General features: G+C 62.8%; 14 protein-coding genes. All 14 read right to left on the bottom strand.

Features of this window, described 5'->3' with window-relative positions:
• Positions 1–10 precede the first annotated feature (10 nt).
• Genes ftsA through mraZ form a run of 14 tightly spaced genes read right to left on the bottom strand, consistent with a single transcriptional unit; the run spans position 11 to position 15,540 of the window.
• Positions 11–1,270, bottom strand: a complete 1,260-nt coding sequence (gene ftsA, locus ACKJSM_RS00185) for a cell division protein FtsA (RefSeq protein WP_169431853.1) — start codon at positions 1,268–1,270, stop codon at positions 11–13.
• A gap of 15 nt (positions 1,271–1,285) precedes the next feature.
• Entirely contained in the window at positions 1,286–2,152 is an 867-nt protein-coding gene (locus tag ACKJSM_RS00180; RefSeq protein ID WP_236182776.1) for a cell division protein FtsQ/DivIB, read from the bottom strand.
• A 4-nt stretch (positions 2,153–2,156) separates the two neighbouring features.
• On the bottom strand, positions 2,157–3,131 hold the full coding sequence (locus ACKJSM_RS00175) for a D-alanine--D-alanine ligase (RefSeq protein ID WP_007956758.1): 975 nt from the start codon (positions 3,129–3,131) through the stop codon (positions 2,157–2,159).
• Entirely contained in the window at positions 3,128–4,588 is a 1,461-nt protein-coding gene (gene murC, locus ACKJSM_RS00170; protein ID WP_192562353.1) for a UDP-N-acetylmuramate--L-alanine ligase, read from the bottom strand. Before murC ends, ACKJSM_RS00175 begins: the two co-directional genes overlap by 4 nt.
• Positions 4,581–5,651 (bottom strand): undecaprenyldiphospho-muramoylpentapeptide beta-N-acetylglucosaminyltransferase, encoded by a 1,071-nt coding sequence (gene murG, locus ACKJSM_RS00165; RefSeq protein ID WP_410236352.1) that lies wholly within the window; start codon positions 5,649–5,651, stop codon positions 4,581–4,583. Before murG ends, murC begins: the two co-directional genes overlap by 8 nt.
• Positions 5,641–6,858, bottom strand: a complete 1,218-nt coding sequence (ftsW, locus tag ACKJSM_RS00160; RefSeq protein WP_373874356.1) for a putative lipid II flippase FtsW — start codon at positions 6,856–6,858, stop codon at positions 5,641–5,643. Before ftsW ends, murG begins: the two co-directional genes overlap by 11 nt.
• On the bottom strand, positions 6,855–8,201 hold the full coding sequence (murD, locus tag ACKJSM_RS00155; RefSeq protein ID WP_410236351.1) for a UDP-N-acetylmuramoyl-L-alanine--D-glutamate ligase: 1,347 nt from the start codon (positions 8,199–8,201) through the stop codon (positions 6,855–6,857). Before murD ends, ftsW begins: the two co-directional genes overlap by 4 nt.
• A gap of 5 nt (positions 8,202–8,206) precedes the next feature.
• Positions 8,207–9,289, bottom strand: coding sequence for a phospho-N-acetylmuramoyl-pentapeptide-transferase (gene mraY / locus ACKJSM_RS00150; RefSeq protein WP_007972599.1), 1,083 nt, complete (start codon positions 9,287–9,289; stop codon positions 8,207–8,209).
• Positions 9,289–10,656, bottom strand: coding sequence for a UDP-N-acetylmuramoyl-tripeptide--D-alanyl-D-alanine ligase (gene murF / locus ACKJSM_RS00145; RefSeq protein WP_410236350.1), 1,368 nt, complete (start codon positions 10,654–10,656; stop codon positions 9,289–9,291). Before murF ends, mraY begins: the two co-directional genes overlap by 1 nt.
• Positions 10,649–12,112, bottom strand: a complete 1,464-nt coding sequence (locus ACKJSM_RS00140; RefSeq protein ID WP_410236349.1) for a UDP-N-acetylmuramoyl-L-alanyl-D-glutamate--2,6-diaminopimelate ligase — start codon at positions 12,110–12,112, stop codon at positions 10,649–10,651. The genes murF and ACKJSM_RS00140 overlap by 8 nt, the downstream gene beginning before the upstream one ends.
• The gene (locus ACKJSM_RS00135) at positions 12,112–13,851 is read right to left on the bottom strand and encodes a peptidoglycan D,D-transpeptidase FtsI family protein (RefSeq protein WP_236182788.1); all 1,740 of its coding nucleotides are present in this window, start codon (positions 13,849–13,851) and stop codon (positions 12,112–12,114) included. The genes ACKJSM_RS00140 and ACKJSM_RS00135 overlap by 1 nt, the downstream gene beginning before the upstream one ends.
• The gene (ftsL, locus tag ACKJSM_RS00130) at positions 13,851–14,144 is read right to left on the bottom strand and encodes a cell division protein FtsL (protein WP_236182780.1); all 294 of its coding nucleotides are present in this window, start codon (positions 14,142–14,144) and stop codon (positions 13,851–13,853) included. The genes ACKJSM_RS00135 and ftsL overlap by 1 nt, the downstream gene beginning before the upstream one ends.
• Complete coding sequence (gene rsmH / locus ACKJSM_RS00125; protein WP_410236348.1) at positions 14,141–15,088, bottom strand: 16S rRNA (cytosine(1402)-N(4))-methyltransferase RsmH; 948 nt, start codon at positions 15,086–15,088, stop codon at positions 14,141–14,143. The genes ftsL and rsmH overlap by 4 nt, the downstream gene beginning before the upstream one ends.
• Positions 15,085–15,540: a division/cell wall cluster transcriptional repressor MraZ gene (gene mraZ, locus ACKJSM_RS00120; protein WP_007917012.1), complete on the bottom strand. Its 456-nt coding sequence runs from the start codon at positions 15,538–15,540 to the stop codon at positions 15,085–15,087. The genes rsmH and mraZ overlap by 4 nt, the downstream gene beginning before the upstream one ends.
• Positions 15,541–15,709: the final 169 nt, after the last annotated feature.

Below are 15,709 nucleotides of genomic sequence, written 5' to 3'. Positions count from 1 at the left end.
CGGTAAAGCTTTAGAAGTTGCCTTGAACCCACTTCTTCAAACGGTCCAGCAACGGCGCCTGCGGCTCTTCGTTGCTGTAGCTGTCGCGGCTGCCGATGCCCGAGAACGAGATCCCGTCGGACTGCTTTTGCAGGCCGTACATCAACAGGCCGACGCCAGTGGAATAAATCGGGTTGCGTACCACGTCATCCAGACCTTTCACGCCGTGCGGCACGCCCAGGCGGACCGGCATGTGGAAGATTTCCTCGGCCAGTTCCGTGGCGCCTTCCATCTTCGAGGTACCACCGGTCAGCACGATGCCGGCCGGGATCAGGTCTTCGTAGCCGCTGCGACGCAGCTCGGCCTGGATCAGGGTGAACAGTTCGTCGTAACGCGGCTCGACCACTTCAGCCAGGGCCTGACGGGACAGTTCGCGCGGCGGACGGTCGCCGACGCTCGGCACCTTGATGGTCTCGCCGGCACCGGCCAGTTTGGCCAGGGCGCAGGCATAGCGGATCTTGATCTCTTCGGCGTACTGGGTCGGGGTGCGCAACGCCATGGCGATGTCGTTGGTCACCTGGTCACCCGCGATCGGGATCACCGCCGTGTGGCGAATCGCACCTTCGGTGAAGATCGCGATGTCGGTGGTGCCGCCACCGATGTCGACCAGGCACACGCCCAGCTCTTTTTCGTCGTCGGTCAGTACCGAGTACGCCGAGGCCAGTTGCTCGAGAATGATGTCGTCGATTTCCAGACCGCAGCGACGCACGCATTTTTCAATGTTCTGTGCGGCGTTGACCGCGCAGGTGACCACGTGAACCTTGGCTTCCAGACGCACGCCGGACATGCCCAGCGGCTCGCGCACACCTTCCTGGTTATCGATCACGTAATCCTGCGGCAGGGTGTGCAGCACACGCTGGTCGGCCGGGATCGCCACAGCCTGGGCGGCGTCGAGTACGCGCTCCAGGTCAGCCGAGCTGACTTCGCGATCACGAATCGCCACGATGCCGTGGGAGTTCAGACTGCGAATGTGATTGCCCGCCACGCCGACGAACGCCGAGTGAATGCGGCAGCCCGCCATCAGTTGGGCTTCTTCGATCGCGCGCTGGATCGATTGCACGGTGGACTCGATGTTGACCACCACGCCTTTCTTCAGGCCGCGGGACGGATGAGTGCCGATCCCGACGATTTCCAGCGAGCCGTCGTCCGCAACCTCGCCGACCAGCGCCACCACCTTGGAGGTGCCGATATCGAGACCGACGATCATTTTGCCGCTTTGCACGTTTGCCATGGGTCCTGCCTCTTCTTAATTCTTTGCGACAGCGGGTTGGGCTGTCGTCGGCGCTACGGGTTCCCGCCAGCCAACGGCGAGGCCGTTGGCATAGCGCAGATCGATGCGCGCAATGTTCGTAATCTGTTCTTTGAGCGTCTTGTCATAGATGGCAATGAAGCGGCGCATCTTTTCCACCAGGTTGCCGCGTCCCAGCAGCAGCTCGATCCCGGGGCCGGAACTGCCGGCACCCGTGGTCAGGAACCAACTGCCACGTTCACGCAGTTCGAGCCGCGCAATCGAGAAGCCCAATGGCCGGAGCATCTGGCTCAGCACCTGGTATTGCTGCATCACTTGCTGCTGGGCCCGCTGCGGGCCGAACAGCTGCGGCAGGTGTTCGTAGTTCGCCAGTTCCTTGGGCGTGAACGCCTGGCCCTGGTTGTTGAGCAACGACTCATCGCCCCAACGGGCCACCGGCAGTTGTTCTTCGAGGCGGATCACCACCTGGTCCGGCCACACCCGACGTACTTCGGCGTGAGCGATCCACGGCATCTGCTCAAGCTCGGTGCGCATGCTCGCCAGGTCGATGGTGAAGAAGCTCGATGCCACAAACGGGGCGATCCGCTGCTGCACCGCCTGCTGGCTGATGTAACTCAGGTCGCCCTGCACGGCGATCTTGGTGATCGGCCGGTCGGCGTACGGCAGCAGACGCTGCGCGCCTTCATAAGTGCCAAACCCCAGGGCCACCAGCAGCACCGGCCAGAACAGACTTTTCAGAAAACCGAAGTTGGCTTTCGGCAGGCGCGCGGACATCGGCTCTTTGGCCACCATTCGGCTGGCACCCCGCGGCACCGGCTTGCGGCCGGGTGCGGGTGACTGATGTCTGAGATGAGCGCCTTGCATGGTCTTAACCTCGCGCCTCTTTCTTGCCATCGGCATCGACACTGGCGGCCAGAATGGCCAGGACCAGTTGCTGGAAATCCAGCCCGGCCGCTTTCGCCGCCATCGGTACCAGGCTGTGATCGGTCATGCCGGGGGCGGTGTTGACTTCCAGGAACCAGAATTTGCCGTCGGCGTCCTGCATCACGTCCGCCCGCCCCCAACCGGCAATACCCAGCGCCTCGCAGGCTTGCGCCGTGAGGTCCATGAGTTCTTTTTCCTTGGCGGCATCGAGCCCGCACGGAATCCGATACTGGGTATCGTTGGCGATGTACTTGGCGTCGTAGTCGTAGAACGTGTGTGGCGTACCCAGGGCGATAGGAGGCAACACCTGGTCACGCAGGGTGGCGATGGTGAACTCGGGACCGTGGATCCATTGCTCGACCAACACTTGCGAATCGTAGGTACTGGCCGCTTTCCATGCGTCGATCAACTCGGACGCAGAACTCACTTTGGCCATCCCGATACTTGAACCTTCATGCGCCGGTTTGACGATCAAAGGGAAGCCCAGTTCCGTCGCTGCCGAAATACAATCAGCCTCGCTGCGCAGCACGGCGTGACGCGGTGTCGGAATCCCTAACGTGTGCCAGACCTGCTTGGTGCGCAACTTGTCCATCGCCAGTGCCGAAGCCAGGATGCCACTGCCGGTGTACGGAATGCCGGCCACTTCGAGCAGGCCTTGCATGCTGCCGTCTTCACCGCCGCGACCGTGGAGGATGATGAACGCACGGTCGATCTTTTCGCTCAGCAGGCGCTGCAGGATATCGGCGCCGACGTCGATGCCGAACGCGTCCACGCCCGCGCTTTGCAGCGCAGTCAGCACCGCGTTGCCGGACTTCAGCGAGACTTCACGCTCGGCACTCAGGCCACCGAACAGCACGGCCACACGACCGAAATCCTTCGGGGCGATGGTGGAGAACAGATTGGCGTAGGCAGCAGTCATTTCAACTTCCCCTCGACCGATGCCGCCACGGCACCGGCGAACAACTCGCTTTTCAACAGTTTCGGTGCGAGACCGCCGATATCACCGGCGCCCTGGCACAGCAGAATGTCGCCGGCACGCAGCAGCGGCTTGACCAGTGGCGCCAGATCAACGCCGCGCTCGATGTAGATCGGGTCGAGCTGACCGCGCTGGCGGATGCTGTTGCACAGCTTGCGACTGTCGGCGCCCGGGATCGGCTCTTCGCCCGCCGGATAGACTTCCATCAGCAGCAGTACGTTGGCATCGGCCAGTACATTGACGAAATCGTCGTACAGGTCGCGGGTGCGGCTGTAGCGGTGCGGCTGGTAGACCATCACCAGACGGCGCTCCGGCCAGCCACCGCGCACGGCTTTGATCACGGCTGCGACTTCGGTCGGGTGGTGACCGTAGTCGTCGACCAGCATCACGTTGCCGCCGTCCACCGGCAGTTCGCCGTAGACCTGGAAGCGTCGGCCCACACCCTGGAACCCGGACAGGCCCTGGACGATGGCTTCGTCGCTGACGCCTTCGTCGGTAGCGATGCAGATGGTCGCCAGGGAATTGAGCACGTTGTGGTTGCCCGGCATGTTCACGGACACATCCAGCGGCTCGCGATCAGGCCGCAGCACGGTGAAGAAGGTCTGCATGCCTTGCTGGCGAACATTGATCGCGCGCACGTCGGCTTCTTCGCTGAAACCGTAGGTGACGACCGGGCGTTTGACCTGCGGCAGGATTTCACGCACCACCGGATCGTCCAGGCACATCACCGCCAGACCGTAGAACGGCAGGTTGTGCAGGAATTCGACGAAGGTTTTCTTCAGTTTGTTGAAGTCGCCGTCGTAGGTCGCCATGTGGTCGGCGTCGATGTTGGTGACCACAGCCACCAGCGGTTGCAGGTGCAGGAAGCTGGCGTCGCTTTCATCGGCTTCGGCGATCAGGTAACGGCTGGTGCCGAGTTGGGCATTGGTGCCCGCAGCATTCAGACGGCCACCGATGACGAAGGTCGGATCCAGGCCACCGGCCGCGAACACCGAAGCGATCAGGCTGGTGGTGGTGGTTTTGCCATGGGTACCGGCGACGGCGATGCCGTGGCGGTAGCGCATCAGTTCGGCGAGCATTTCGGCACGCGGCACCACCGGGATGCGGCGTTCCAGCGCGGTCGCGACTTCCGGGTTGGAGGTGTTGACGGCGCTCGACACCACCAGCACGTCGGCAGCCGCGGCGTTCTCGGCACGGTGGCCGATGAAGATCTGCGCTCCGAAGGATTCCAGGCGCTCGGTCACCGGCGAAGCTTTCAGGTCCGAACCGGACACTTCATAGCCCAGGTTCAGCAGCACTTCGGCAATACCGCACATGCCCACGCCGCCGATCCCGACGAAGTGGATGCGACGGATACGGCGCATTTCCGGTTGCGGCATGGCTTTCTGATTCTCAACCATGGGCCACCTCCAGACAGGTATCGACCACGCTACGGGTGGCTTCGGGTTTCGCCAGACGGCGGGCCGCTTGGGCCATTTGTTCAAGTCGTTGCGGTTGCATCAAGACCTCTGTCAGGCGCGCGGCAAGGTCCGCGGCGCCAGTCGTTCTTTGCGGCATCAGGAAGGCAGCGCCTTCGCGGGCCAAATAATCGGCGTTGCGGGTCTGGTGATCGTCGATCGCGTGGGGCAAGGGCACCAGCATCGAGGGCAGACCGGCGGCGGCCAGTTCGCTGATGGTCAATGCGCCGGCACGGCACACCACCAGGTCAGCCCAGCCATAGGCCTGGGCCATGTCTTTGATGAACGGCTGCACCTGCGCATCCACGCCGGCGGCGCGGTAGCGCTCTGCAGTCACTTCATCGTGGTTTCTGCCCGCCTGATGAAACACTTCCGGACGCAAGTCGACAGCGACTTGTGCCAGGGCTTCAGGCAGCAACTTGTTCAACGGCTCTGCGCCCAGGCTTCCGCCCAGGATCAGCAAACGCGCCTTGCGTCCGGCCAGGGCCGGGCGCGGTGTTTCGAGGAACAGCTCGCTGCGCACCGGGTTACCGGTGGTACGGCGGCTGTCCGACAGGGTAAAGGTGTCGGGGAAGGCTTCACACACCCGGGCGGCGAACGGCACCAGCAACCGATTGGCGGTGCCGGCCACGGCGTTCTGCTCATGAACGATCACCGGCACGCCGGCCAGTTTGGCGGCGAGACCACCGGGGCCGGTCACATAGCCACCGAAGCCGACCACGCACACCGGACGCAACCGGCGAATGATCGCCCGCGCCTGCCACACCGATTTCAGCAGCATGAACGGCGCCTTGAGCAGCGACAGTTTTCCCTTGCCGCGCAAGCCCGTGGCATTGATGCGGTGCAGTTCAATACCTGCCGCCGGCACCAGATCGTTCTCAATCCCGCGCGGCGTGCCGAGCCAGTGCACGGTGTAGCCGCGCGCCTGGAATTCGCGTGCACAGGCCAGCGCCGGGAACACGTGGCCACCGGTACCGCCGGCCATGATCAATACGTTAGCGCCCATGGTTCGGCTCCTCGGCGAAGTCGCTCTCATGGAATTCCATCTCTTCACTGCCCAGGTGGGTCCGGCTCTCCCACTCGATCCTCAGCAACAGGCCAAGGCAGGCGCAGCAGATCACCAGGGAGCTGCCGCCATAACTGAGGAACGGCAAGGTCAGGCCCTTGGTCGGCAACAGGCCGACGTTCACGCCGATGTTGATCAGGAACTGGCCGATCCACAGGAACGACAGGCCGTAGGCAACATAAGCGGCAAAAAACTGTTTGGCCTTCTCGGCCCACAGACCGATGTACATGCCGCGAATACACACGAACACGAACAACGCCACGGTGCACAGCGAGCCGACGGCGCCGAGCTCTTCGGCCAGCACCGAGAACACGAAGTCGGTGTGCGCTTCCGGCAGGTAGAACTGCTTCTGCACGCTGTTGCCCAGGCCAACGCCCAGCCATTCGCCGCGACCGAACGCGATCAAGGCCTGGGACAATTGATAACCGGCGCCGAACTGATCGGCCCACGGGTCGGCGAAGTTGGTCAGACGCGCCATCCGGTAAGGCTGCATCTGAATCAGCAACACCACCGCACCGACGGCCAGCACCACCATCAGCGAGAAGCGGAACAGCCCGACCCCGCCGAGAAACAGCATCGCCGCCGCCGCGCCCATCATCACGACGGTGGCGCCGAAGTCCGGCTCCATCAGCAACAGGCCGGCCATCGGCAACAGGACGATGAACGGTTTGAAGAAGCCCATCCAGCTCTCGCGCACTTCTTTCTGGCGGCGCACCAGGTAACCGGCGAGGTAGATCACCACGAACACCTTGGCGATCTCGGACGGCTGAACGTTGAAGAAGCTGAAACCGATCCAGCGCATCGAACCGTTCACCTCACGGCCGATCCCCGGGATGATCACCATCACCAGCAGGCCGAACGCACCGATCAGCATCATCCAGCCAAGGCGCTGCCAGGTGGCGATCGGGATCATCATCGTGACGATGCAGGCGCCCAGGCCCAACACCACGTAGATCAGGTGACGAATCATGTAATACAGCGGGCTGCCCGACTGCACGGCCGCCACTTCGGTGGAGGCCGAGGCGATCATGATCAGGCCCAGACCGAGCAACGCCAGGCAACCGGCGAGCATCGGGAAGTCGAGGTCGATCCCGCGTCCGGTGATGAGCGGCGACGGGTATGGTTTGATGATGTTTCTCAAGTTCATGCCAGATCCCCCACGGTGCGGACGAACTGGTGACCACGGTCTTCGTAGTTCTTGAACATGTCGAAACTGGCGCAGGCCGGCGACAGCAGCACCACGTCGCCCGGTTGGGCGGCGGCGCGGCATTGGGCGACCGCGTCGACCAGCGTGGTCGCGCGAATAAGCGGAACGGCATCGCCGATCGCGTCGCCGATCCTGTCGGAGTCGCGGCCCATCAGAATCACGGCGCGGCAATGGGCCGCCACCGGATCGCGCAGGTCCTTGAAGTCGGCACCCTTGCCGTCGCCACCAGCGATCAGCACGACCTTGCCATCGATGTCCGCACCCAGGCCTTCGATGGCGGCCAGTGCGGCGCCAACGTTGGTGGCCTTGGAATCGTTGTAATACCCGACGCCGTCCAGATCACGTACCCACTGGCAACGGTGTTCCAGACCGGCGAAGGTGCGCAGGGCCGCCAGCATGGCGTCGAACGGCAGCCCGACCGCGTGGCCGAGCGCCAGCGCTGCCAGGGCGTTGGACTGGTTGTGGGCACCGCGAATCTTCAATTCGCGCACCGGCATCAGGTTCTGGAATTCGAAGGCCAGGTATTTCTCGCCATTCTCTTCGCGCAGACCGAAGGCCTTGAAATCGGGTTGGGTCAGACCGAAGGTCCAGCACGGCTGGCCCTCGCCCATCAGTGGCCGGGTCAAGGCGTCCTGGCGGTTGACCACGAACTGCTTCGCCCCCCGGAAGATCCGGTGCTTGGCCAGGTGGTAGGCCGGCAGACCGCTGTAGCGATCCATGTGGTCTTCGCTGATGTTGAGCACGGTCGCCACTTCGGCGTTGAGCTGGTCGGTGGTTTCCAGCTGGAAGCTTGACAGCTCCATCACGTACAGCTCGACGTCATCGCGGAGCAGATCCAGCGCCGGCGTACCGAGGTTGCCGCCTACTGCCACGCGCTTGCCGGCCGCAGCCGCCATCTCGCCGACCAGCGTGGTGACGGTGCTTTTTGCGTTGGAACCGCTGATAGCCACGATCGGCGCCTTCGCGTTACGCGCGAACAGCTCGATGTCGCCGGACAGCTTCACGCCACGGGCCGCGGCGGCTTGCAGGGCCGGGGTCGCCAGCGCCAGGCCGGGGCTCACGTAGAGCTCGTCGGCACGGCACAGGAATTCGACGTCCAGCTCGCCACAACGCACTTCCACGTGCGGATAGTCACGCTGGAGCGTGGCCAGTTCCGGTGGATTTTCCCGCGTGTCGGCCACAGCAAACGCCACGCCCCGGTTCGCCAGGAAGCGAACCAGGGACATGCCGCTCTTGCCGAGGCCGACAACGATGCGGAAGTGGTCAGAAGCGATCAGAGACACTCGTTCTACCTCAGCTTCAGGGTGGCAAGGCCGATCAGCACGAGAATCACGGTGATGATCCAGAAACGGACGATCACGCGTGGCTCGGGCCAGCCCTTGAGTTCAAAGTGGTGATGGATCGGCGCCATGCGGAACACACGGCGACCGGTCAGCTTAAAGGACGCAACCTGAATGACGACTGACAGGGTCTCCATCACGAACACGCCGCCCATGATGAACAGGACGATTTCCTGACGGACGATCACCGCGATGGTGCCCAGGGCGGCGCCCAGCGCCAGTGCGCCGACGTCGCCCATGAAGACTTGCGCCGGGTAGGTGTTGAACCACAGGAAGCCCAGGCCGGCACCGATCAGCGCGCCGCAGAACACGATCAGCTCGCCTGCGCCCGGTACGTACGGGATCAGCAGGTATTCCGCGAATTTCACGTTACCCGAGAGGTAGCAGAAAATGCCCAGGCCACCGCCGACCATCACTGTCGGCATGATCGCCAGACCGTCGAGGCCATCGGTCAGGTTGACCGCGTTGCTCGAACCGACGATCACGAAGTAAGTCAGGACGATGAAGCCGGCGCCCAGCGCAATGCTGTAGTCCTTGAGCATCGGCAGGATCAGGGTGGTTTCCACCGGCGTGCTGGCAGTCATATAAAGGAAGATCGCCGCACCGAGGCCGAACACCGACTGCCAGAAATATTTCCAGCGACTCGGCAGACCACGGGAGTTCTTCTCGATCACCTTGCGGTAGTCGTCGACCCAGCCGATGGCGCCGAACAGCAGGGTCACCAGCAACACGACCCACACGTAGCGGTTGCTCAGGTCAGCCCACAGCAGTGTGCTGACACCGATCGAAGACAGGATCAGCGCGCCGCCCATGGTCGGCGTACCGGATTTGGACAGGTGCGATTGCGGGCCGTCGTTACGAACGGACTGGCCGATCTGACGGTTCTGCAGGGTGCGGATCATCCACGGGCCGTAGCACAGCGACAAGACCAGCGCGGTCAGCACACCGAGAATCCCGCGCAGGGTCAGGTACTGGAAGACCGCGAAGCCTTTGTAGAACTGTTGCAGATACTCCGCTAGCAGCAGCAGCATTAATGTTTCTCCAGACTGGACCCGCACAGGGCCGCAACGATGTTTTCCATCGCTGCGCTGCGCGAACCCTTGATCAAAATGGTGGTGTTTGTGTCCTGCTCGGCACCGAGGGCCTGGATCAGTTCGGCTTGGGTGCCGAAGTGCTGCGCCTCGTTACCGAATGCGTTCACGGCGTAGACCATGTTCGGCCCGACGGCGTAAAGCGCGGATACCTTGCCCCGGGCGTATTCGCCCACGTCGCGGTGCCCCTGCTCCGCCCAGTCGCCCAACTCGCCGATATCCCCGAGCACCAGAACGGTGCGGCCGGAAAAGCCGGCGAGTATATCAACGGCCGCGCACATCGAGGTGGGGTTCGCGTTGTAAGTGTCATCGATCACGCGCATGCCGTTTTTCGCCAGTTGCGCGACGGTGCGACCCTTGACCGGTTGTACCGCGCCAAGCCCGGTGGCAATGCCGAACAGCGACACGCCCAAGGCGTGAGCGGCAGCGGCGGCGGCCATGGCGTTGGCGACGTTATGGGTGCCGAGCAGGTTCAGTTGAACCCGTTCCACACCTTCAGGACTGTGCAGGTTGAACGCCGGGCAGCCACGGGCATCGGTGGCCAGGTCGCTGGCGTAAAAATCCGACTGCGTGTTGCTCAGGGCAAAGGTCAGCACCTTGCGGGCGCCGGCGCGAATCTTCCAGATGCCGAAGGCCTTGTCATCAAGATTGAGCACGGCGACACCATCGGTCGCCAACCCGTCGATGATCTCGCCCTTGGCTTCGACGATTTTTTCCGGGCCGCCGAACTCACCGACGTGTGCTGTGCCGGCATTGTTCAGGATCGCCACATGCGGCCTGGTCAGCCCCACGGTGTAGGCGATTTCACCCAGACGCGAGGCGCCCAGCTCGATCACGGCCGCCGTATGTTCCGGGGCCAGTTCGAGCAGGGTCAGCGGTGCACCCAGATCGTTATTCAGGTTGCCACGGGTCGCCAGCACCGGACCGCGCGTACGCAAGATGCTCGCGAGCATTTCCTTGACCGTGGTTTTGCCGCTGGAACCGGTGACTGCTGCGACCGGTTTGGTGAACGCGGCCCGGTTCAACGCACCCAACTGGCCGAGGGCCTGGCGGGTGTCCTTGACCAGCAATTGCGGCAACGTGCTGTCGGCGACTTCGCGCTCGACCAGCGCCGCAACGGCGCCTTTGGCAGCAACTTCATTCAGATAGTCATGACCGTCGAAACGCGGGCCGGTCAGAGCGGTAAACAGCTGACCAGCCTTGATCGCGCGGCTGTCGATGCTCACGCCGTCAAAAGTGGCGTCGGCGCTGATCAGACGGGCATCGAGCGCGTTGGTCAATTCGCTGAGTTTCAGAGCCTTAAGCATGGGCCACCTCCCACGCGGTCAGGGCGTGATCAGCCTCGACCAGATCAGAGAATGCGTGACGCTCGCCGTTGATTTCCTGATAGTCCTCGTGACCTTTGCCAGCCAGAACAATCACGTCGTCGGCCGAAGCGCCGGCAATCAGTTGTGCGATGGCCTGGCCGCGACCGGCCACGAACGTCACCTTGTCCACCGCCGTGAAACCGGCGCGGATGTCATCGAAAATCACCGCCGGGTCTTCGGTGCGCGGATTGTCGTCGGTGACCAGCACGCGGTCGGCCAGACGCTCGACCACTTCGGCCATCAACGGACGCTTGCCGCGATCACGATCACCGCCGCAGCCGAACAGGCACAGCAGTTGACCTTTGACGTGCGGGCGCAACGCGGTCAGAACTTTTTCCAGCGCGTCCGGGGTGTGGGCGTAATCGACCACCACCAGCGGCTGAGTGCCGCCGCCGAGACGCTGCATGCGTCCGGCCGGGCCTTCGAGCTTCGGCAGCACCTTGAGGATTTCGTCGAGGGCGTAGTCCAGACCGAGCAAGGCGCCGACAGCGGCCAGTACGTTGCTCAGGTTGAAACGACCGAGCAGCGTGCTGCGCAGATGGTGCTCGCCCTGCGGAGTCACCAGCGTGGCGCGCACGCCTTCGTCGTCGAACTGCGCCTCACGCACATAGAGGTAGGCGCTGCTGTCGAGCAGGCTGTAAGTGATCAGCCGCGACTCACGCTTTTCAGCGGCCAGTTGCCGGCCGAAATTGTCGTCGAGATTAACGACACGGCACTTCAGGTCATTCCAGGCAAACAGCCTGGCCTTCGCTTCGGCGTAGGCCTCCATCGTGCCGTGGTAATCCAGGTGATCGCGGGACAGGTTGGTCATCACCGCTACATCGAATGCCAGCGCGGTCACCCGCCCCTGATCCAGACCGTGGGACGAAACCTCCATGGCCACGGCTTTGGCACCGGCCTTTTTCAGGTCGCCCAGGGTCGCTTGCATGGCAATCGGATTCGGCGTGGTGTGCAGGCCGCTTTGCAGCGCGCCATGGAAACCGGAGCCAAGGGTGCCGACGATGCCGCAATGCTGGCCGAGCAGATCCAGCGCCTGCGCCACCAATTGGGTCACGCTGGTCTTGCCGTTGGTGCCGGTCACGCCGATCAGGTTCAGGTGATGACTCGGCTCACCGTAAAAACGCCCGGCAATGTCCGACAGCTGCGCCGCCAGACCTTTCACCGGAATCAGCGGCACTTCGGTGATCGGCAGCACGGTGGCGCCTTCCACTTCATAGGCCACGGCAGCAGCACCGCGCTGCAGGGCATCAGCAATGTGCGCACGCCCGTCGAACTTGCCGCCCGGCACCGCGAGGAACAGGTCACCCGCGCGTACATTGCGACTGTCGAGTGCCAGTTCACGGATCAACAGATCGTGGCCGGCGTGGGGGAAAATCTTGTTCAGACTCAGAGACATCAGCCGCGCCCTCCATTGGCTTTCAGCGGAACGGCCGGGGTGGCGTTGGCCTGTTGTGTGGTCGGCAGGTTGTCCGGGGTGACGTTCATCAGGCGCAGAGTGCCCGACATCACACGGCTGAACACCGGCGCCGAGACCAGACCACCGAAGTAACCGGCCTTGGTCGGCTCATCGATCACCACGACGATTGCATAACGTGGATCGCTCATCGGGCCGAACCCGGCGAACAGCGAACGGTAAGAGTTTTCGGCGTAGCCCTTGGTGCCGACCGATGTTTTACGCGCGGTACCGGACTTGCCGCCCACGTGATACGCCGGCACCTGCGCACGGAACACGCCACGCGGGGCTTCGATCACTTGTTGCAGCATGCCTTGCATGGTTTTCGCGACGGCCTCCGGCAGCACCTGGGTGGTCTGCGGCGCCTTGTCGGTTTTGATCAGCGTCAGCGGCGCGAGGCGACCGTTGTTGGCCAGCGCCGAGAACGCATGCACCAGCTGGATCGCGGTCACCGAAATACCGTAGCCGTACGACAACGTGGCGGTCTCGGCCTTGCGCCACTCGCGGTAATTCGGCAGGTTGCCGACACGTTCGCCCGGGAAGCCGAGACCGGTGTCCTGGCCGAGGCCGACTTTCTGGGCGAGGCGGAAAATGGTTTCGCCGCCGATATCGAACGCGATTTTACTCATGCCGACGTTACTGGAATTGATCAGAATGCCGGTCAGGTCGAGTACCGGACCTTCGGTCCTGGAAACGTCCTTGATGGTGTACTTGCCGATCTGCAGGGAGCCTGGATACACCTCGACGGTGTCACTCGGTTTCCAGCGGCCGGTTTCGATCGCGGCGCTCATCGAGATCGCCTTCATGGTCGAACCGGGTTCGAACACGTCGATCATCGCCCGGTTACGCATCATCGCCGGCTGCAGGTTGCGACGGTTGTTCGGGTTGTAGGTCGGCTGATTGACCATGGCGAGGATCTCACCGGTCTTCACGTCCATGATCACCAGACTGCCGGCCTTGGCGCCGTTCTCGATGATCGCGTTGCGCAGTTCGCGGTTGGCCAGATATTGCAGACGCAGGTCAATCGACAACGCCAAGGGCTTGCCGGCCTTGGCGTTTTTGGTGACCTGGACATCCTTGATCAGCCGACCGCGCCGATCTTTGATGACTTGCCGCTTGCCGGGCACGCCGGCCAGCCATTCATCGTAGGCCAGTTCGACGCCTTCACGACCGTGGTCATCGATGTCGGTGAACCCGACCATGTGCGCGGTGACTTCACCGGCCGGGTAGAACCGGCGGAACTCTTCGATGCCGTAGACGCCCGGGACTTTCAGATCGAGCACGGCCTGGCCCTGCTCGGGGGTCAACCCGCGCACCAGATAAATGAATTCTTTGGTGGCCTGGGCTTCGAGACGTTCGGCCAGGGCTTTCGGATCCTGCCCCAGCGCGGCGGCCAGTGCTGGCCACTTTTCTTTGGCAGCCTGCATTTCCTTGGGGTTGGCCCACAGCGTGGTCACCGGCGTACTGACGGCCAGCGGTTCGCCGTTTCGGTCGGTGATCAGGCCACGGTGCGCCGGAATCGGAATGTGACGAACACTGCGCGCGTCGCCCTGACCTTTGAGGAAGTCGCGATCGACCACTTGCAAGTCGATGATGCGCCAGCAGATCGCGGCCACCATCATACCCAGCAGACCGACCACCAGACGGAAGCGCCACGGGAAGAGTGCCCCTTCGAGTTTCATCATGGCGCCACCATCTTCACGTCAGCCGCGCCGGGGATGTGCATCTTAAGTTGCTCGGTGGCCAGCACTTCGATCCGGCTGTGGGCGGTCCAGGTACTTTGCTCCAGGATCAGGCGCCCCCACTCGGCCTGCGCCTTGTCGCGCACGCTCAATTCGCTGTACAGGGTGTTGAGCAACTGCCGGTTCCAGTGGGCGCTGTAAGACACACCGATGGCCGATACGAGCACGCCGATGAACAGCAGCAGCATGAAAAAGCTGCCGCCGGGCAGTGGCTTGGCGAAAAGCTTGCTCACCGCAGCTTCTCCGCGACGCGCATGACGGCGCTCCGGGAACGCGGGTTGGCTTTGAGTTCGGCGTCGGAGGCCGTCTGCGCTTTGCCATGGATTTTGATTTTCGGTTCGAACGCAACGTGACGAACCGGCAGGTTGCGCGGCAGGTTGTCGGCTTCGCCTTTCACCAGCTTGCGCATGAACAGTTTGACGATACGGTCTTCCAGCGAGTGGAAGCTGATCACGACCAGACGGCCGCCCACTTCCAGGGATTCGAGCGCAGCTTCGAGGCCCGCTTCCAGATCGCCCAGCTCGTTGTTGACGTGAATGCGCAGGCCCTGGAATGCGCGGGTCGCCGGGTTCTTGCCCTTTTCCCACGCCGGGTTGGCGACTTTCAGGACTTCGGCCAGATCGGCGGTGCGCTCGAACGGCGTGATGTCACGACGCTCGGCCACGGCACGGGCCATGCGACCGGAGAAACGTTCTTCGCCGTATTCCTTGAAGACACGGGCGATTTCTTCCACCGGCGCGGTGTTGACGAACTCGGCGGCACTGATCCCACGGGACGGATCCATGCGCATGTCCAGCGGGCCGTCATTGAGGAAGCTGAAGCCGCGCTCGGCATCATCGAGCTGCGGCGAAGACACGCCCAGATCCAGCAGAATGCCGCTGACCTTGCCTGTCAGACCCTGTTCGGCAACCACCGAGCCGAGCTCGGCAAAGCTGCGCTGCACAACGACAAAGCGGCCGTCTTCGGCCGCTAGCGTTTGCCCGGTAGCAATCGCTTGAGGATCCTTGTCGAATCCGATGAGCCGACCGTCCGGCCCGAGCTTGCTCAGGATCAACCGACTGTGCCCGCCACGACCGAACGTGCCGTCCAGATAGCAGCCATCAGGACGTACGGCGAGAGCCTCGACGGCTTCGTCAAGCAGTACGGTGATGTGGTTAAAGCCGCTATCAATAGTCACAGGATCAGATCACGCAGTTCGTCAGGCATGGCGCCCGGTTGTTGTATGGCAGCCAGGTCAGCGGCAGAAACCGCGTTCCAGGCATCTTCGTCCCACAGTTGGAACTTGTTCAGTTGGCCCACCAGCATCGCGCGCTTATCGAGCTTTGCGTATTCGCGCAGGCGCGGCGGCACCAGGAAACGACCACTGCCGTCGAGCTCGAGGTCAACGGCATTACCAATCAATAAACGTTGCAGACGACGGTTCTCTTCGCGAAGCGAAGGAAGCGCGCGCAACTTGGTTTCAATAATTTCCCACTCATCGAGCGGGTAGACACACAAACACGGATCAACGGCGTCGATGGTCACGATCAACTGGCCGGAACTGCGCGAATCGAGCTCGTCACGGTACCGGCTCGGCATGGCGAGACGGCCCTTTGCGTCGAGACTGATAGCGTTAGCTCCGCGAAACACGTCTGCGTTTCTCCAATTTTTATCGTTTTGAGCTCAAAAAACCCACTTCATGCCACTTTCCGCCACTTGCGCACACTATAGGAATGCGCCCACCACACCGTCAAGGCGCGGATTAAAGGAAAACCCTTACAGAACGGAGATTTAGGAGCATAAAAGGAGGAGCAACGAG

The sequence above is a fragment of the Pseudomonas sp. PHC1 genome (assembly GCF_046487845.1).
GTDB lineage: Bacteria > Pseudomonadota > Gammaproteobacteria > Pseudomonadales > Pseudomonadaceae > Aquipseudomonas > Aquipseudomonas sputi.
This window is presented reverse-complemented; position numbering and strand designations above follow the sequence as displayed.